This window comes from Clostridium sartagoforme (genome assembly GCF_004794105.1).
GTDB classification, from domain to species: Bacteria; Bacillota; Clostridia; order Clostridiales; family Clostridiaceae; genus Clostridium; species Clostridium sartagoforme_B.
The window spans coordinates 1,070,233-1,090,861 of the sequence record NZ_SRYR01000001.1; the positions used below are offsets into that span (position 1 = coordinate 1,070,233).

The 20,629-nt window shown below is 26.5% G+C and carries 14 protein-coding genes; 13 read left to right on the forward strand and 1 reads right to left on the reverse strand.

The annotated features are described in order from the left end of the window. The first annotated feature begins 5 nt into the window (after positions 1-5). The 4 genes from gltB to pyrE all read left to right on the forward strand — a co-directional run bounded on the left by gltB (position 6) and on the right by pyrE (position 7,332). The gene (gltB, locus tag E5347_RS04830) at positions 6-4,538 is read left to right on the forward strand and encodes a glutamate synthase large subunit (protein ID WP_243109721.1); all 4,533 of its coding nucleotides are present in this window, start codon (positions 6-8) and stop codon (positions 4,536-4,538) included. Then, entirely contained in the window at positions 4,538-6,010 is a 1,473-nt protein-coding gene (locus E5347_RS04835) for a glutamate synthase subunit beta (RefSeq protein WP_136005143.1), read from the forward strand. Before gltB ends, E5347_RS04835 begins: the two co-directional genes overlap by 1 nt. A 75-nt stretch (positions 6,011-6,085) precedes the next feature. Continuing rightward, complete coding sequence (locus E5347_RS04840) at positions 6,086-6,511, forward strand: hypothetical protein (protein ID WP_136005144.1); 426 nt, start codon at positions 6,086-6,088, stop codon at positions 6,509-6,511. Positions 6,512-6,651: 140 nt separating this feature from the next. Then, a complete protein-coding gene (gene pyrE, locus E5347_RS04845; protein ID WP_136005146.1) occupies positions 6,652-7,332 on the forward strand; it encodes an orotate phosphoribosyltransferase in 681 nt (226 codons plus the stop codon). Between the two features lie 228 nt (positions 7,333-7,560). Here the strand turns inward: pyrE and E5347_RS04850 are convergent, their stop codons facing one another. Beyond that, a complete protein-coding gene (locus E5347_RS04850) occupies positions 7,561-8,541 on the reverse strand; it encodes an alpha/beta hydrolase (protein WP_136005148.1) in 981 nt (326 codons plus the stop codon). Between the two features lie 153 nt (positions 8,542-8,694). On the opposite strand from E5347_RS04850, the gene E5347_RS04855 reads away from it, so the two are divergent. From E5347_RS04855 to E5347_RS04895, 9 genes are all read left to right on the forward strand, one after another. Then, positions 8,695-10,686 carry a hypothetical protein gene (locus tag E5347_RS04855; RefSeq protein WP_136005150.1) on the forward strand — a complete coding sequence of 664 codons (1,992 nt, stop codon included), beginning with the start codon at positions 8,695-8,697 and terminating at the stop codon, positions 10,684-10,686. Between the two features lie 298 nt (positions 10,687-10,984). Next, the gene (locus E5347_RS04860; RefSeq protein WP_136005152.1) at positions 10,985-11,485 is read left to right on the forward strand and encodes a QueT transporter family protein; all 501 of its coding nucleotides are present in this window, start codon (positions 10,985-10,987) and stop codon (positions 11,483-11,485) included. 298 nt (positions 11,486-11,783) lie between these two features. Next, positions 11,784-13,703 (forward strand): ABC-F family ATP-binding cassette domain-containing protein, encoded by a 1,920-nt coding sequence (locus E5347_RS04865; RefSeq protein WP_136005153.1) that lies wholly within the window; start codon positions 11,784-11,786, stop codon positions 13,701-13,703. Positions 13,704-13,778: 75 nt separating this feature from the next. Beyond that, the gene (locus tag E5347_RS04870; protein WP_136005155.1) at positions 13,779-14,252 is read left to right on the forward strand and encodes a DUF4358 domain-containing protein; all 474 of its coding nucleotides are present in this window, start codon (positions 13,779-13,781) and stop codon (positions 14,250-14,252) included. A 49-nt stretch (positions 14,253-14,301) separates the two neighbouring features. Further along, the gene (locus E5347_RS04875) at positions 14,302-15,672 is read left to right on the forward strand and encodes an MBOAT family O-acyltransferase (protein ID WP_136005156.1); all 1,371 of its coding nucleotides are present in this window, start codon (positions 14,302-14,304) and stop codon (positions 15,670-15,672) included. Positions 15,673-15,687: 15 nt separating this feature from the next. Then, positions 15,688-16,800, forward strand: coding sequence for a DHHW family protein (locus tag E5347_RS04880; protein ID WP_136005158.1), 1,113 nt, complete (start codon positions 15,688-15,690; stop codon positions 16,798-16,800). Positions 16,801-16,881: 81 nt separating this feature from the next. Further along, positions 16,882-17,499 (forward strand): acetate uptake transporter, encoded by a 618-nt coding sequence (locus tag E5347_RS04885; protein WP_136005159.1) that lies wholly within the window; start codon positions 16,882-16,884, stop codon positions 17,497-17,499. A 277-nt stretch (positions 17,500-17,776) separates the two neighbouring features. Continuing rightward, a complete protein-coding gene (locus tag E5347_RS04890) occupies positions 17,777-19,069 on the forward strand; it encodes a DUF2828 family protein (RefSeq protein WP_136005161.1) in 1,293 nt (430 codons plus the stop codon). A gap of 563 nt (positions 19,070-19,632) precedes the next feature. Then, entirely contained in the window at positions 19,633-20,625 is a 993-nt protein-coding gene (locus tag E5347_RS04895) for a tyrosine recombinase XerC (RefSeq protein ID WP_243109747.1), read from the forward strand. The last annotated feature ends 4 nt before the right edge of the window (positions 20,626-20,629 follow it).

A 20,629-nucleotide genomic window follows, 5' to 3' on the forward strand; every position in this document is an offset into this window, starting at 1 on the left:
TAACATTGCATAAAGATATAGGATTATATAGGAGCTCCTTTGAACATGATGCATGTGGAATTGGAGCTATAGTAAATATAGATGGTAAAAAAAATCATAAAGCTATTAAAAATGCCCTAGATATATTAGTGAATTTAGAGCATAGAGGCGGTATAGATGCTGATGGACAAACAGGTGATGGATCAGGTTTATTAATACAAATTCCTCATAACTTTTTTAAGGAAGAATTAAAAAATCTAGGCATAGAACTTTCTGAGGAAGGAGATTATGCTATAGGAATGTTCTTCCTTCCTCCTTCTTCAAAAAAACTAGAAGAATCAATAAGTGAATTTACTTCATTGTCCAAAGAAGAAGGTCTTAATATATTAGGCTGGAGAGATGTTCCTATTAATAAAGAAGTCATTGGTGAAAAGGCGTTGAAATCTATGCCCATAATTAAGCAAGTAATAATTGAAAAGCCCAATAATATAAGTGACAATAAAGATTTTGAAAGAAAGCTATATATTTTAAGAAGAAGATTTGAAAAGAAAACACAAAATTTAGATGTGTATATTTCATCTCTTTCTTCTAAGACTTTAGTATATAAAGGTCTACTGTTAGCAAGTCAGTTAAGGGACTTCTACTTAGATTTATCTAATGTTAAAGTAGTTTCAGCTATTGCTATGGTTCACTCTAGATATAGTACAAATACAGTTCCAAGCTGGAAGAGATCTCACCCTAATAGATATATAATTCATAATGGTGAAATTAATACTTTAAGAGGTAATATTAATAGTTTATATGCAAGGGAAGGTAGTTTAAAATCAAAGGTTTTAGAAGATGAATTAAGCAATGTTTTACCCATAATTAACAGTGAAGGTTCAGACTCAGCTATTTTAGATAATACACTAGAATTTTTGATTATGAATGGTGTAAGTATAGAAGAAGCAATAATGATGCTGGTACCTGAGCCGTGGGAAAAAAATGAGCTTATTAAAGAAGATGAAAAGGCATATTTTGAGTATAATGCAACTTTAATGGAACCATGGGATGGACCTATGTCCATAGTTTTCACTGATGGGGATGTTATGGGTGCAACTTTAGATAGAAATGGATTAAGACCAGCAAGATACTATATAACTAAGGATAATAATCTTATTTTATCTTCTGAAGTTGGTGCATTAAATATTGATCCCTTAGATATAGTGGAAAAAGGAAGATTAACTCCAGGTAATATTTTATTAGTAGATACTATAAATAGAAAGTTTATAAGAAATTCTGAATTAAAAGAAAAGTATTATAATAAACATCCTTACCAGCAGTGGATTAATGATAATGTAATTAAAATAGAAGATTTAAATTTAGATGCTAGCGCTAATATTGAACAGTATTCAAATAAGAAAATAGATGAATTGTTTAAAATATTCGATTATTCATTTGAAAATTTAAAAAATACTATATTACCTATGAGTGAAAATGGAGAAGAATCATTAAGTGCTATGGGAATAGATACACCTCTTCCTGTATTATCTAATAAATCTGTATTGTTATTTAATTACTTTAAACAATTATTTGCCCAAGTTACAAACCCACCTATAGATGCTATTAGAGAAGATATAGTAGTTTCTACAACTGTATATTTAGGTGGGTATGGAAATATACTAGGTGAATTTAAGGATAACTTACCTCATTTAAAATTTTCTTCACCTATTATTAGCAATGAGGATTTAGCAAAGATTAAATATTTAAATAAAATAAATCTTAAAACTAAGGTTGTAAGTATTCTTTATAACAATAGTAATTTAGAAGAAGCTTTAAATAAATTAATGAGTAATATAGAACAAGCTTACAATAGTGGATTTAACATTATTATATTAAGCGACAGAGGAGCAGACAAAGAAACCTTTGCTATTCCATCTTTATTAGCATTAGCAGGAGTTCATCATTATTTAATAAGAAAAGGAATTAGAAGTAATATTGATTTAGTAATTGAAAGTGCGGAACCTAGAGAAATTCATCATTTTGCAACATTGATTGGTTATGGAGCTATATTAGTTAATCCATATTTAGCCTATGAAGGTATAAATAGATTAAGGGAATATAAGTTACTTAACAAGGATTATGATACTGCAGTTGAAAAGTATAATAAGGCAATTGTGAAAGGCTTAGTTAAGATTATATCTAAGATGGGTATTTCTACAATTCAATCTTATAGAGGTGCTCAAATATTTGAAGCTGTTGGTCTTAGTAAAGCTGTTATAGATAAATACTTTACAAATACAGTTAGCAGAATCGAAGGATTAACTATAGCTGAAATAGAGGAAGAATACTTATTAAGGCATAAAAGTGCATTTGAACCTAGTAAAGTAAACTTTGAATTTTCATTAGATTCAAGTGGATATGATAAATATAGACAAGATAAAGAAGAGCATCTTTATAATCCTTTAACTATTTATAAATTGCAACAAGCTACAAGAACTGGAGATTACAATTTATTTAAGGAGTATTCAAAGCTTATAGATGGTGAAGAAAATTATATTACTATTAGAAGTTTATTAGATTTTAATTATATTAATAGTCCAGTTCCTTTAGAAGAGGTAGAAAGTGCATTATCAATAGTTAAGAGATTCAAAACAGGTGCTATGTCTTATGGATCTATATCAAAAGAAGCCCATGAAGCTTTAGCTATTGCAATGAATAGACTTGGTGGAAAGTCTAATACTGGTGAAGGTGGAGAAGATAGTGATAGGTTTAAGGTAGATAAAAATGGCGATCTTAGAAGATCTTCTATTAAGCAAATAGCATCAGGCAGATTTGGAGTGACTTCAGAATATTTAGTTAATGCTGATGAACTTCAAATTAAAATGGCTCAAGGTGCAAAACCTGGTGAAGGTGGACAACTTCCTGGTAATAAAGTATATCCATGGATAGCTAAAACTAGAGGCTCAACTACAGGAGTTGGATTAATTTCTCCGCCACCTCATCATGATATATATTCAATAGAAGATTTAGCTCAGTTAATATATGATTTAAAACAGTCAAATGAAAAGGCTAAGATTTCTGTAAAACTTGTTTCAGAGGCAGGTGTTGGGACTATTGCAAGTGGGGTTGCTAAGGCAGGTGCTAATACTATTTTAATATCTGGACATGATGGAGGTACTGGAGCATCTCCGAAGACTTCCATCCAAAATGCAGGCTTACCATGGGAGCTTGGACTTGCAGAAGCTCATCAAACATTAATATTAAATGGTTTAAGAGATAGAGTTAAGATTGAAACTGATGGTAAGCTTATGACAGGTAGAGATGTTGCTATAGCTGCTTTACTAGGAGCAGAGGAGTTTGGCTTTGCAACTGCACCTTTAGTTTCTTTAGGTTGCGTAATGATGAGAGTATGTAACTTGGATACTTGTCCAGTAGGAATAGCAACTCAAAACAAAGAACTTAGAAAGAGGTTTAGTGGAAAGCCTGAATATGTAGTAAACTTTATGCTATTTATAGCAGAGGAGTTAAGAGAATATATGGCTAAGCTTGGATTCAGAACTATTGATGAAATGGTTGGAAAATTTAATTTATTAAAGCAAAAAGAGTATATTAAAGGTTATAAGAGAAATAAAATAGACTTATCTTCTATATTAGTAAATGAACCTATTTTCTTTAAAGAAGATAATAAATTCAATCAATTATATAAAGAAGAATTAGATAATACTTTAGATAGAAAGGTACTAATTCCTTATATAAAAGAAAAAATTGAAACTAGTGAACAAATTAACTTAAGCTTAGTTATTAGTAATACAGACAGAACTTTTGGAACTTTATTAGGCTCATATATTACTTCTAATTATTCAGATAGATTGTTTAAAGATGATTTTATTAAGATTAAATGTACTGGCTTTGGAGGTCAAAGCTTAGGAGCCTTTATCCCTAAAGGAATTACAATAAAGGTAACTGGAGACTGTAATGACTATTTAGGAAAGGGTCTATCTGGTGGGAAAATTGTAGTTAAAAATAATACTCCTAATCTACAAAAGGGTAAAGATAACGTAATAATAGGTAATGTTGCCTTATATGGGGCTACATCTGGTAAGGCATTTATTGCAGGTGGAGCAGGTGAAAGATTCTGTGTTAGAAATTCTGGAGCAACTGCTGTAGTTGAAAGCGTAGGAGATCATGCTCTTGAATATATGACTGGTGGAAAAGTTGTAATCTTAGGTCATTGCGGAGTAAATATAGCTGCTGGAATGAGTGGTGGAGTAGCTTATATTTATAACAAAGAAAATAAATTAAATAATAAAATTAATAAAGAATTAATTGAGATTGAAGAACTAAATTCAAAAGACTTAAAAGAATTGAAAACTCTAATTTATGAGCATGTACTAGAAACTGACTCTAAAACTGGTAAAGAAATTTTAGAAAATTTTAATATAGAGCAAAGGAATTTTATAAAAATAATACCATCTGAGTATAAGGCTATTTTAGGGTTAATTGAAGAAAAAGAAGCTGAAGGTTTAAATTATGAAGATGCTTTACTAAAAGCCTTTTATGAAAGGAGTGAAATGTAATGGGAAAGCCAACAGGATTTTTAGAATTCGAAAGAAAAGTAGGAAATAACGAATTAGTTAAAAAGAGAATTGAACATTACAATGAATTTCATTCATTGCTCTCTAAGGAAGAACAAAAAATTCAAGGATCAAGATGTATGGATTGTGGAATTCCATTTTGCCAATCAGGTTTACTATTAAAAGGAATGGTATCTGGATGTCCATTAAATAATCTAATACCGGAATTTAATGATTTAATATATAGGGATAATCTAGAATTAGCATTACAAAGACTCCTTAAGACAAATCCTTTTCCTGAGTTCACAGGAAGGGTTTGTCCAGCTCCCTGTGAATCTTCTTGTACTTTAGCATTAAATGCACCAGCTGTAAGCATAAAGGAAAATGAAAGGTATATTATTGATAAGGCAATGGAGGAAGGAAAAGTGAAAGCCAATCCTCCTCAGTATAGAAATAATAAAAAGGTATCTATTATTGGATCAGGTCCATCAGGTTTATCTGCAGCATTCTATTTAAATAGATATGGATATATTGTAGATGTATATGAAAGAGAAGATGCTGCTGGCGGCCTATTAATGTATGGAATACCTAATATGAAATTAGATAAAAAAGTTGTTCAAAATAGAATTAATTTATTAAAAGAAGAAGGGATCACTTTCTATACTAATAGTGATGTTTCTAAGGATGATAAACTTAAAGTAAAAGTTTTAAATGAATATGACTCTATAGTATTAGCAACTGGTGCTACTAAACCAAGAGACTTACTAGTTCCAGGTAGAAGCTCTAATGGTGTTTATTTTGCAGTGGATTATCTTAAAAGTAGCACTAAAAATGTATATAACAATATTAGTAATGAAGAGTTTATAGATGCAAAAAATAAAAATGTTTTAGTAATTGGAGGCGGTGATACAGGTACAGACTGTGTTGCTACTGCAATAAGACAAGGATGTAATAATATCATTCAGCTTGAAATAACAGATTCACTTCCATTAAAGAGACAAGTAACTAATCCTTGGCCTGAATGGAAAAGAATCTTAAAAGTAGACTACGGTCAAGAAGAAGCTATTGAAATCTTTGGTGAGGATCCTAGAAGATATTGTTCAAGTGTTAAAGAATTTATAAGTGACTCTCAAGGCAATCTAAAAGAAGCTAAGATAGTTAAGATTCAATGTATAAAAGACGAAAATGGAAAAGTTATTTTTAAAGAAGTTGAAGGTAGTGAAGAAATAATAAAGGTAGATATAGTTTTACTTGCAATGGGCTTCCTTGGAACAGAAGAAACAATTAAGAATACCTTTGATGTATCTATTAATTCTAGAGGAAATATAAGTGCTGAATATGGTGATTTTAAAACTAATGTTCAAAATATCTTTACTTGTGGAGATGCAAGAAGAGGTCAATCATTAGTAGTGTGGGCAATTAGGGAAGGATTAGAAGTTGCTAAAGCTATTAATGAGTATTTAATTAATAAATAAGAAATTTTTCCCTCCTTTAAATTTTTAATAAATTCATATACTAATAATGTGAATATCTAAAAAGGAGGGACAAGTATGGTTATTAATTTAGCTACAATTATTTTATCTGCAACGATACTAACTTCTAGTTTTACTTTTATTAATAATGATGAAGTTAAACATAAAAGTAATGCCTTTAGGGTGTATAATGAAGTAGAGTACAGTATTAATAATAAAGATAAATTTGATGACTTTTGGACTCCGAAAAATGAAGGTTATCTAGATGCCTCACAAAAGGAAGAGTTAAATAATTTTAGAACAAAAGTTGAAAATGGTGACTTATTAACTGGTATAGAAAAAAATAAGTTAAGAGAAATGAAAACTTATGTAATCAAAACTAAATTAGGTGAAGAAAAATTTAAAGAGTTAGAAAAGCTTATAAATAGGCGTGAAGGTTCTTTAGAGCTAACTTTACCTGAAAGACAAAGATTATATCAATTAGATAAAGAAGCTAGAGACTAAAAGTATAATGATATTCATTAAGGGGCTGTTTTTAATATCAGCCCCAATTTTTCATCTAGTTTTTTCCTTAATTTAATGATAAAATTATACAGACAAGTAACTAGGCTTGTTAAATACTTATACTGGAAGGAATGCTTAGTATGGAAAGATATAAAGAAGAGTTTATTGAATTTATGGTAGAAAGTAATGTATTAAAATTTGGTGATTTTGTAACAAAAAGTGGAAGGAATACACCGTTTTTTATTAATACAGGCAATTATACAACAGGGGAACAATTAAAGAAACTAGGAGAATTTTATGCTCAAGCTATACATAAACATTTTGGAATGGATATAGATGTTCTATTTGGACCTGCATATAAAGGAATACCTTTAACTGTAACTACAGCAATTTCATTAAAGGATTTATACGACTTAAATGTTGAATATTGCTCAAATAGAAAAGAAATTAAGGATCATGGTGAAGGTGGGATACTTTTAGGTGGTTCCTTAAAAGATGATACTAAGGTAGTAATAGTTGAAGATGTTATGACAGCAGGTACTTCAATATACGAAACAGCTCCTATTCTAAAGGCACAAGGAAATGTAGATATAAAAGGTCTTATAATATCAGTTGATAGAATGGAAAAAGGAAAGTCAGATAAGTCTGCTCAAGTTGAAATTAAAGAACACTTTGGAATAACTACATATGCTATTGTTACTATGGCTGAAGTAGTTGAATACTTATATAATAGAGAAGTAAATGGTAAGGTTTATATAGATGATAATATGAAAAATGCTATAAAGGCTTACTATGAAAAATACGGATGCAATAACAATTAGGAATTAAAATTAAAATGAATAATTAAGGTGGTAATTCCTTCGAAATTACTTAAAATTAGATAAATAAACATCCTTCTGCTAATAGCAACAGAGGGATGTTTATTTTTGCATTATAATATAAACCTTCTATATATTATTGATTAAAAGTAAATCTATTTCTAGATTTATTATAAATACTTTTTAGTTATAACTACTTAATACTGAAACTGTGCTTTATTACCTTATAAACTATAGAGAAGTATTAGAGGTTAAGAAGTTTAATACTTTTATAATTGCCATAAAAACTTCATTTTTATTAAAGTCTGAAAAGAAATGGCTTCCTTTGCTAAATGTAATTAACTTCGTATTTATACTATTTGATAGAAGATTATTATATAATTCCTCACTATTCTTATATGGAACTAGCTCATCTTCAATACTATGTACTATTAATGTATCAGGAGCCTTATTAGTTATATAGTTAATAGGGCTATATTTATCTAATTCTTCATTTGAGTTTATTAGTTTCTTTATTTTTCTATTGTTTAAATTTAAATACGAAAAGTCTAATGTACTTAAGTTAGTAGGACCAAATATATCTATAACATACTTAACTTTAGAGGAGTAACTTGAAAGGTTATTATCACCCTTAAAAGCTTCATCATCAGTATAAGCAGCCATTAATGATAGATGTGCTCCTGAAGATATTCCAAGAAGGCCTATATCCTTTGTATCAAAATTGTATTCATCCTTATTTTTGTATACCCATCTTATAGCATCTTTAACATCTGTAATAGGATCTTTCAAATCTATATTACTATCATCTAATAATTCATAAGACAAGCTAATAATAGTAAATCCTCTATTATTAAAGGCATTAATTATTGGCTCTAGTCCTATTGGTATAGTATTATCACCATAGATCCAACTACCACCATGTACATATATTAATACAGGTGATGCTTTTTCAGTATTACTAGAGAGGTATAAATCCAAGTAAACATCCTTTGATTTTGATTTTTTATATTTTAAATGTTTTACTTCCATAGAATTGCTAGCCTCATATCCTGTTAAAACCCCTAATGTTTCTATACTTTTATTTGAGTCTTTAAGATCTCTATAAATATCTAATATCAATAAAATTGACCCTTTATAATAAATGAGAAAAGAAATAATTACTAATAAAAATAAAGCTATAAAAGCTTTAATACCTTTAACTAGCTTCTTCAAATTAATACCTCCTTAATTGAAACACATATATATCTATTATTGACAAAAAAATAAAAAGCTAACTATTTATTATAATTTTTTATCCTATGAATATATTTGTATTAATAACTAAAATTTAAGGAGGAGTCTTAAGAAAACTTAAGCAAATTACTTATGGAGAATAAAGAATCATATAAGGAGTATTATATTAATTTTGTTATAAATGGCTATATTAATGAGAAGCATCATAACACCATTAATATGATATATAAAAATTTAAATGAAAAAGAATTTTTATTAAATAATTTTATATCTAATTATCTATATAATAAGAAGAATATCCTTATTATTTCTAGTGAAGATATTGATAAGTTGTATGATGTTAAAAGCATTGAAATTGTTAAAGATAAAATTATAAATTTGAATGAAATAAATATACCCATTGATATAGTAGAAAAGCTTAATAAAGAATTTAAGAATTTAGGACAGCGTACTGGAAGCACTTTAATAAGTAAGGTTGGTTTAATCAATAGAGAAATAAGTAAAAAAATAGACTTATTAAAGGAGTTTAATAAAATACTATATAGTGAAGATAAAAATGGCATTAATCTTATATATAAGTATAAGATTACTAAAAGAAAAATTAATAAAATAGATGATTTATATGAAAACTATAGAATTTTTAGAATAAAAAGTCCTCTTAAAAATTATAGCTATAATGAAGTAAAGGAAACAGCTAACAAGCTAATTGAATCTGATATGGTTACAAAATATATTAGATATAGGAGAATAAAGGATAATAAATATATAAAGCTTATAAAACCTTCTATGGAATATGAGGATATATTAGAATCATTTAAGAGTATTAACCTATTAGCTCAGAACAAAAATGGTTCTTATAGTTTAGCTATATCTAAATATACAGAAGACTTTATAGATGAGTTCAATTCAAATACTAATATGAAGATAGAAGATATTGAGAATTTATCTAAAAAGGTTAATATTAAATTTAATTATTCAAAAGCAACCAATTTAAAAGCTAATAAGTTTTTTAATTTCTTTAAGAAATCAAAAAGTAAAGAAGAATATAATTTATTACAAAATGAAATATATAATGAATATATAAATAACTATGAAAAACTTAGTTTTATCTTAAATAAAACTGCTAAAATAAAAGAAGTCCTAGTAGAAGATGAGTATTTAAACCTTATAAATAATATATTAAGGGGAGAGAGCATAGTTCAATCAATTGATTTGTATAATAAGATACTTGATTTACTAAGTAAATTTAAAGAGCTCTCTTTAGAAGTTGATGAATTATCAAATATAGAGATAAGTATGTTGTCATATTGCTATAATAATTCTTTAGATAAAAATAACACTCAAAATCTACTAAACAACTTAGCTATAATGAAGATATATTATGAAATAGAAGAGGAAGAAATAAAGAATAGGGGAATTTTAGATAAAATTAATAATTATGATAGTATTCTTAGTGAACTTAAATCAAAGATAGAAATGAAAAAAAGCCTAACTATAAGTTCTTTAAACTTTATTTGGGAGAATTATTTAAGAGAAAACTTCTATCTTTTTACTAAGGATGTTTCAGATGAATATAAAGCATTAAATCTTATACCTCTATATTACTTAAATTATGATATAGATAATATAAAAATTATAAATAAATTGCCTATGAAGTATGACCTCCTAATAATAAGTGAAATAAATTATGAAGAGATAAAAAAACATATACATTATTTAAAGTCTATAACAGATAATTTAATTATCCTTTCTAAGGATAAGATTGCAGAAATTGAATCAATTAATTTATTTGATACTTTCACATATATCGATAATATTAAAATAAGCGAAAATGAAGATACACTATATACTACAAAGGCTTATCTTGAAAGTAAGGGCTATTCTGTAACTAAATATACTACTTTGCCAATGGATTCATTATTAGTCAACCATAATAATAGGGAATCTTTTATATTATTTAACTCACTTAATATAAATGACTCTATTGAGAAGGAATCCACACTATATGAGTTTAGTAATTATTTACTAGAAAATGATAAAAGATTCTATAGGGTATGGCAAAGAAGTTTATGGCTTAATAGAGAAGAGGAGCTGAAGAATATATTAAAGTTTATTGAAGAATAATTATACTTCATTATTAATTTTTCATTGTGCTACAGCACCTTAAATATAGTCATTGACAAGCATATACAAATAAAATATAATATATTAGTAAACTTAATAAGACAGTTCGGAAACCTCCTGTCTATAAACAAAACTACGGTAATTAATTGCAATTTATATTAAATGTGATTTTTATTGTAGAGGGTTATATATCCTCTACTTTATTTTTTATATTTATTGCTTTTATTAATTTCGTTTAATTTGAGGTGTCTATATTTTAGGCACCTTTTTTATATTTAATTATTTGGAGGAAGATTATATGAGAGATAATATTACAAAAAAATTAGTTAAAACTGCAGTGATAGCAGCTATTTATACTATTTTAACAGTTATTTTAGCCCCAATTAGCTATGGGCCTGTACAATTTAGAATATCAGAAATCTTAGTTCTTTTAGCAGTTATAGATCCATTTTATATAGTTGGATTAACTGTTGGATGTTTAATTGCAAATATTTTTGGTGGCTATGGATTAATGGATATAGTATTTGGAACAGCAGCAACATTCTTAAGTGTAACTGGTGTTTATTTAACTGGAAAGTACATAAGAAATAAGAAGATTAGCTTAGTATTAGCATCCCTTTGGCCAACAATATTCAATGGATTAATTATAGGATGGATGCTTAATATTGTAGCTGACTTACCAATGGTGTTAAGTATGATTCAAGTAGGAGCAGGGGAATTTGTAGTAGTTACTTTAGTAGGAGTACCTGTATTTAGACTGATTGAAAATAAATATAAAGATAGATTAGCATTAGAATAAAACTATATAAGTTGTAATAAAGTTTTACATTTTATTAATTTATATTTCGTATGAAAAATATTTAAGAAATTGAATTAGCTTGACAACTTATATAAAATTTTAAAAATCGATGCTTTCAATTGATGTAGTTTACTTTAAAAGTATTTTTCACTTAAAATTCTATAAGACTGCATATGTAGATTGTTTGTTGAAACATATATATAATTTATAATATTAAGTAAGCTTAGATATTTATTGTTGTCTAAGCTTACTTTTTTATTTACAATATATATGAGTAGACAAAATTAAGGAGATAAAAATGAATTTAATAACATTAGAAAAAATTAATAAGTCATATAGTGAAAAAATATTGCTTAAAGATGTAAATTTAAATATAAATGATGGAGATAAGATAGGCCTTATAGGGCTAAATGGTGCTGGTAAATCAACATTATTAAAAATATTAACAGGAAAAGATGAATTTTTCGATGGAAAGGTCATTAAGAGTAAGAATCTAAGAATAGAATACTTATCACAAGACACTCCTTACGAAGGTTCATCAACTGTATTAGAACAAATCTTTAAAGGAGATACTCCAGAAATGAAATTATTAATGGAGTATGAAGACATTTTAGAAAAAGTTCAAAAGGATGATAGTTTAAGTAATAAACTTATAGAATTACAAAGTAAAATAGATACTCTAAATTTATGGGATTTAGAAAGTGATGCAAAAACAATATTAACTAAGCTTGGAATATATGATTTTAATAAAAAAATGAGTGAATTATCAGGTGGACAAAAAAAGAGAGTCTTTTTAGCTTCTGCCTTAATTACGCCTTGTGAATTATTAGTCCTAGATGAGCCTACAAACCATTTAGATTCTGAATCGATAGAATGGCTTGAAGAGTACTTAAACTCAAGGAAAGGTGCTTTAATAATGATTACCCATGATAGATACTTCTTAGATAGAGTAACTAATAGGATACTAGAACTAGATAGAGGTACATTATATGAATATGAAGGTAATTATAGTGATTTCTTAGAGAAAAAAGCTGATAGAATGAAGCTTGAATCAACATTAGAAGATAAGAGACAAAAACTAATAATTAAAGAGTTGAAATGGGTTAAAAGAGGGGCAAAGGCTAGAACTACAAAACAAAAAGCTAGATTACAAAGATTTGATGAATTAGTTAGCAAGGAATATACTCCAGCAAATTCAGAGATAGAAATTCCTTTTGTAGGTAAAAGGCTTGGCAAAAAAATATTAGAAATAAATAATTTATCTAAAAGTTATGATGATAAGATATTAATTAAAGACTTTAACTATATTTTTACTAAAAGTGATAGAGTAGGGATTATAGGTAAGAATGGTGCTGGTAAGACTACTTTAATTAATATGATTACAAATAATATTAAACCTGACACTGGGACCATCGATATAGGTGAAACTGTTGTATTAGGATCTTTTTCACAAGATAATAGTCATATGGATTTAAATCAAAGAGCTATAGATTATATTAAAGAAGGTGGAGAAAATATTCCAACTGAAAATGGATATATGATTACTGCAACTCAATTAGCTGAAAGGTTCCTATTTGATGGGTCAACATTATATACTCCTATTGAAAAGTTATCTGGTGGAGAAAGAAGAAGACTTCATTTATTAAGAATACTAATGGAATCACCTAATTTATTAATTTTAGATGAGCCTACTAATGATTTAGATATAGAAACATTAAAAATACTTGAAGATTTCTTAGATGAATACTTAGGAGTAGTTATTATAGTATCCCATGATAGATACTTTTTAGATAGATTATGTAATAAAATATTCTCCTATGAGGGCAATGGAGTAATTAAAGAATTTATAGGTAATTATAGTGATTATTTAATTTATAAAGAATATGAGGCTGTTAAAAATTCCAATGAAGTAACTGCTACTAAAGACAACAATAAGATTAATAAGTCATATAAAAATAAGGATACAAGGCCTAAATTTACATTTAAAGAACAAAAAGAATTTGAAGAAATATATGATATAATTGAGGACCTAGAATCCAAAATATCTAGTTTAGAGTTGAGTATAGAAGAAAACGCAACTAATTATGGTGCTTTAAATGAAATATTAAAGGAAAAAGAAGAAGTAGAAGAAGAACTTTTATTTAAATATGAAAGACTTGAGTATTTAGAAGATTTAAATGATAAAATTATTAATTACAAAAAAGATGAAAATGTTTAATTAAGTTCTTTTATGATAATAATAAATATAGTATAATCTTAGTGTAAAACGTAATATCTTAAAAGGAGATTAACTATGAAGAAACTTTTAAAAAGCCTAGGCCTAATCCTAGTTTGTGCATCTTTTGTTGCTTGTGGAACTAAAGCATCAAACACATCTGAATTAAAAGATGGACTTACTGCTAAAGATGTAGTTCAAAAAGTAGAGGAAAAAGCACCTATGCAAATGCCTATGGAATTTGACGAAGAATTAGCTAAGGACATAGCTAAGCTAGACCTTGATAATGTTGAAGATTATGCTATTACTAAAGCTGCAATTATTAATTCTGCAGATATTGCTGCTGTTGTAAAAGCTAAGGATGGTAAGGTAGAAGCAGTAAAAGCTACTTTACAAGAAATGCTTGATACAGAAAAGAATAATGCATATTTACCAGACCAAAAAGAAAAGGTTGAAAATGCAGTTTTAAAAGAAAAAGGAAATTATGTAATATTATTAATTAATGAAGATGTTAAAACAGCTGAAGCAGCTGTTGATGAATGTTTTAAATAATTAATTTAAGCTGTCTTTTGACAGCTTATTTTTTTAGAAAGGATCCTTTATGATTTTTAGTAGTTTAATTTTTATATTCAGATTTTTACCTATTTTTTTAATTACGTATTTTTTTGTACCTAATAAATATAAGAACTTATCTCTGCTTATTTTCAGCTTAATATTCTATACTTTCGGTGAACCAAAGTACTTCCCTTTAATGATAGCTTCTATTATGGTTGATTATATTATTTCAATAAAAATAGAAAATAATTTTGAGAATAGAAGGAAATGCAAGTTCTTATTAATATTATCAATTATTTTTAATATTGGAATGTTATTCTTTTTTAAATATTGTAACTTTTTTATAGAAAATATTAACTTACTCTTTAATACATCTATAAATACTATTAAGGTTGCACTTCCATTAGGAATAAGCTTTTATACCTTCCAAACCTTATCATATACTATAGATGTTTATAGGGGGAAGTTTAAGGCAGAAAGAAATATAATAGACTTTGGAGCATTTGTTTCATTGTTTCCTCAACTTATAGCAGGTCCTATAGTTAAATATAGCGATATTAATAAAGAGATAAAAGTTAGAAGTGTATCTTTTAGTAATTTTGAACAAGGCCTTGAAGAATTTATAATTGGGCTTTCAAAAAAAGTATTAATTGCAAATAATATAGGTATGCTATGGAATGAAATTAGTAATAAAAATATAGAAAGCATCTCAATGCCCCTAGCTTGGTTATCTATATTAGCATTTGCATTTCAAATTTATTTTGATTTTAGTGGATATTCATCTATGGCAATAGGTCTTGGTAAAATCCTTGGATTTAATTTTCCAACTAATTTTAATTTCCCTTATATATCTAGAAGTATAAGCGAGTTTTGGAGAAGATGGCATATTACCTTAGGCTCATGGCTAAAGGAGTATATTTACATTCCTTTAGGAGGAAATAGAGTATCTAAAAAAAGACTGTTTTTTAACTTACTATTATTATGGTTTTTAACTGGATTTTGGCATGGAGCTGAGTATAATTTTATATTATGGGGTATATACTTTTTTATATTTATATACCTAGAAAAGCTATTCTTATCAAAGGTTTTAAATAGATACACTATGTTTTCTCATATATACACAGTGTTTATCTTATTAGTAGGATGGTGTATTTTTGCTATTACTGATTTAAATACATTAAGATTATATATAGGTAAGTTATTTACTTTAGATTTAACTTTAGATTATATTTTTTATTTAAGAAATTACCTAATTATATTTATAATCTGTACCGTTTCTTCAACGCCATTAATTGAGAAGCTTTATAATAAAATAAATAAGAATATAAGAAAGGTAATAATTTTTATATTATTCTTATTATCAATAGCTTACTTAGTAGATAGTAGTTATAACCCATTTTTATACTTTAGGTTTTAAGAGGAGATTTAATATATGAAAAAACTAAAAAAATATCCACTAACCTTTATCATTTTAGCCTTTATTTTTATAGTTTTCCTTATTGATATATTTAATAGTGATATATATTTTTCCAATTACGAAAATAGAACATTAGCCCAAAAACCTAATATTAACTATAGTGATTTTCTAAGCGGAAGATTTTCTAAAAATTATGAAAGGTATATTAATGATCAATTTATACTTAGGGATAACTGGATTAATTTGAAGTCAAGATGTGAATTATTATTAGGTAAATTAGAAAATAACAATATTATTTATGGTAAGGAGAATTTTCTTTTTGATAAGGTAGAAAGCATAGATAATAAGTCGTTAGAAAAGAACTTATTAACGATAAAAGATTTTACAGATAGAAATCCTGAGAGTAATATATCATTTATGATTATTCCGAGTTCTTTTACTATATATAAAGATTTACTTCCGAAAGGAATAAATTTAATAGATGAAAAGAGTTATATTGAAAATATATATTCAAACTTTAATAATACTAAAAATATAGAGTTAGTTGCTTTACTAGAAGGAAAGAAAGATGAATATATATATTATAAAACTGATCACCATTGGACTTCTTATGGGGCATATTTAGCCTATAAAGAGTTTTCAAAAATGAATAATATTTCACCAGTAGAAATAGAGTCATTAAAGCCTAATTATGTATATGACTTTTACGGCACATATTTTTCAAAGAGTAAGAAATTTAATGCAAAATCTGATACTATAACTTTTTATGATATTAATAATATTGAAATAACTATTGATGGGGTAGAAGTAGATAGTCTTAATGATGATAAAAAGTGGAGCAGCAGTGATAAATATTCAGCTTTTTTAAGAGGGAACAACGGTCTAACAGTTATAAATAATAAGGAGATTCAGGGTAATTCGAAAATACTTGTTATTAAGGATTCTTATGCCAATTCTTATATTCAATTTTTAGCCAATAATTACAAGGAAGTTTATATTGTAGATTTAAGGAGTTTTCCTTATAACTTTAATGAATTTTATGAAAATTATAATTTTGATAATGTATTAATAATGTATAGCTTTATAAATTTAGTTAATGATGTTCATATTTCAAAATTAAAATATTGATATTAATTAAATATTTTATTGACATGCTATATAAATTTTGTTAATCTTTTAAAGGCTATTTATTGTACATAGGAGGAAATTATGAAAGAAACAAAAGAAGTAAAAATATTAGTTGCAGATCCTTCTGCATTAGGTCTATTTGGTTTAGCAGTAATTACACTTGTTGCTTCATCACAAAAATTAGGTATAACTTCAGGTGTATCATTAGTATTACCTTGGGCTATATTCCTAGGAGCTACAGCTCAATTAGTTGCATGTTTAAATGATTTTAAACATAACAATACTTTTGGTGCTACAGCATTCGGTGCTTATGCGTTTTTCTGGTATTCAATGGGTATGACTTGGCTTATTCAAAATGGAATATTTGGTGAAAAGCTAGCTGCAGCAGCTGATACAAAGCAATTAGGATTTGCTTTCTTAGCTTATTTAATATTTACATTATTTATGACTATAGGATCAATGGAAACTCATAAAGTTTTATTTTCAATCTTTGTATTAATAGACTTTTTATTTATAGGATTAGCATTAAATTCATTTAATATTATGCCAGAGTTTACACATAATTTAGCTGCATACTCAGAATTGGGTATTGCTATATTATCATTCTATGGTTGTGGTGCATCAGTATTAAATACTCACTTCGGAAAGGTATTTTTACCAGTAGGAAAGCCATTTAATATTTTTAAGAATAATAAGTAGAAAATATCAAAAGAAGATATATAAAACATAGTAATGTTTTATATATCTTCTTTTTTAATAAACATATTAAAATAAAAAAATTAACTTTTTCTTACATTCCGTAAATTACTATTATTATGTTCTAAATTATAAATGTTTACAATAGAATATTACTAAATAAAGATACTTCAGCTAAGTCGAATAGACAGTATCTTGTATGAGATCTAAGGCACTTACATCTTGTTAATATAACAATTATTAATTAAAAGTGCCTTGTTTTTTATATTTAGGAGGATTTATGAAGTTATTAAATCAAATAAGAGAGTATTTAATTCAAATTACAAATATAGAAAATGATTATGGTGTAGATGAAGTAGGAGAGATTGAAGAATTTATAAATAATTTAATGTATTATAGGAAATGTAATGAAGATGAAATAATCCAAGATTTCTTAGATATATTCTATATAAACACTACTACAAGTATAAAACTTTTATTCTTTATTAGGGATAAAAAGGATGGGGTAGGGGAAAGGCGTGTATTTAAAGTAATCATTAGGTACTTAGCTAATGAACATCCATATATTATAGATAAGATTATAAACTATATATATAAGTATGGTAGGTGGGATGATTATTTTGCTTTATTTGACACAAAGTTTGAAGATAAGGTTATTAGCATTTTTAAAGAACAAATTCAAATTGATTTAGGGTCAAATAATCCATCAACTTTAGGTAAGTGGCTAAAATCGGAAAATGCTTCATCAAAAGAAACAATAATGCTTGCTAAAAAAACCAGGATTTTACTAGGTTATTCATCTAAGGATTATAGAAAGATTTTAACAATATTAAGGCGTCGAATACGAAACAATCAAATTATCTATAAAGATATAAATGAGGTAGATAAATATAAATGCAACATAAAAGATGAACATGCATTTATAAACTTTGATAATAATGCTAATAAAATAGTTAATGATATTCTAAGTTCTTATTACTACAAAGAAAATACATTAGTTGTAAATGCAATAAAAGAATATGAAAAAGATCTTAATAATACTTATATTAATTTATTAACATTTACGTTGCTTTTATTTAAAAAATTGAATTTCAACTTTTTTAAAAACTACTATATGTCCTTTAAAAATAATCCTAAATTCAATAAAATATTACAGGAGGATTATAAGAATATTTATAATAATATAAAATTAAACTTATCAGAAGTTAATATTAGTTTAGATGAAAGTCTTGATTTACTTTTATTTACATTAATAAAAAAAGATATTAAGAGAATAGAATCTCCAAAATCTATATTATTTATATATAATGATGATAAAGACTTAGATATTAATAATTATAATGATATTGAAGAAAAATGGATATTAGCTGGTTATGATATGCCTAAGATTAAGTTGTGGAATCTAAATTCGCTTAAGAATGAATTTGAAATTTACGAAGATGATAAAATAACATATATAAAAGGATTTGAAAAAGATTTTTGGTATTACTTATTAGAAGGAAAAGAAATAAATAAAACTAAAATATATATAAATAAGTTTAATAAATTAGAATATAATGAAATCAACATATAAATAATGGCAATGTTTAACATTGCTAATGAAATTACTTTACATAATATTTAATACGTACACTATGAAATACTATAAAATAATTTCGCTAAATATACATTTAGCGTATTTCGCTATATTGAATTGTTAGATAAGCTGTGATATAATGAAATCAAGGCTTTAGAAGCATTTTGGAGGTATAAAAAATGTCTGAAATACGAAATACAACTAATAAATATAAAGATTTCGCTTATAGTGATGATATTACTAAACTGTTAACTGTAGAATTATCTAATAAAGATAAGAAAAAACTACATATTACTTACTCAAATTATTACAATTTAGGAGTTTCTCGTGGATATGAGTATATTATAGAAGATATATTTAAATTATCTGAAATTCATAAACTAACTACTTCGCAATTATCTCTAATATACGATACTGGTGTTAGAAATATTCAAATTTGGCTAAAAGAACTGGGTTTAAATAGATCTATAAAAAAGGCAAAGAAAATAAATAAAAAGAATTTTCATACTGATATTGAATTCAATTCTGATAAAAATTCAAATTCTAATAATTTAACATTAATAAATAAGTTCGGAATAGAAATTCTTGAATCGAAAAATTTACCACAGAGCCTTTCGAGTTTTTTAGATTATTTAGAGACTATAAAGGGTAAATCCCCTAATACTATAAAAGCTTATGAAATTGATTTATCATTATTCTTTAAATTCTTAAAAGTCTATAAAGGATTAGTTACAGATACCGATTTAGAATTTGAAGAAATTGATATTAAAGATATAAATAATGATTTTATTAGAAATATAAAATTGACAGATATTTATGCATTCTTAAGTTTTTCAGAAAAACAACGTGGAAATGGAACTTATGCTAGAGCTCGTAAAGTTGCTGCTTTAAAATCTTATTTTAAATACTTGCAAGGAAAAGCTAAAATCATAGATGAAAATCCTACTTTCGATTTGGAATCTCCTAAAATAAGTAAAAGGCATCCTATATATTTGACTTTAGATGAAAGCATTAATTTACTGAGCTCTTTAGATAAGAAAAGTAAAAATTATCATAGGGATTATTGTATACTAACATTATTTTTGAATTGTGGTATGCGATTATCTGAATTATGTGGGATAAGATTAGATAAAATAAAGGGTGATACTTTAACCATCATAGGAAAAGGTAATAAAGAAAGAACCGTATATTTGAATGATGCTTGCTTGAAAGCTATAGAAAATTATTTAAAGTTCAGAGATGATTCTAAAGCATTACCTGAGGATAAAGAGTATCTACTACTCTCCTCCCGCTTTAAACCTATCAATAAAAGAACTGTTGAATTATTAGTAAAGAAACATATTACTAATTCAGGATTAGAAAATGAAAAGTATACTCCTCATAAACTTCGTCATACTGCTGCCACCTTACTTTACAAACATGGTAATGTAGATATAAGAAGTTTACAAAGTATATTAGGACACGAAAATATTTCTACTACACAAATTTATACTCACGTAGACGAAGAAATATTAAGAGAAGCTGCAAACTCTAATCCATTATCTAAACTATAAAAGA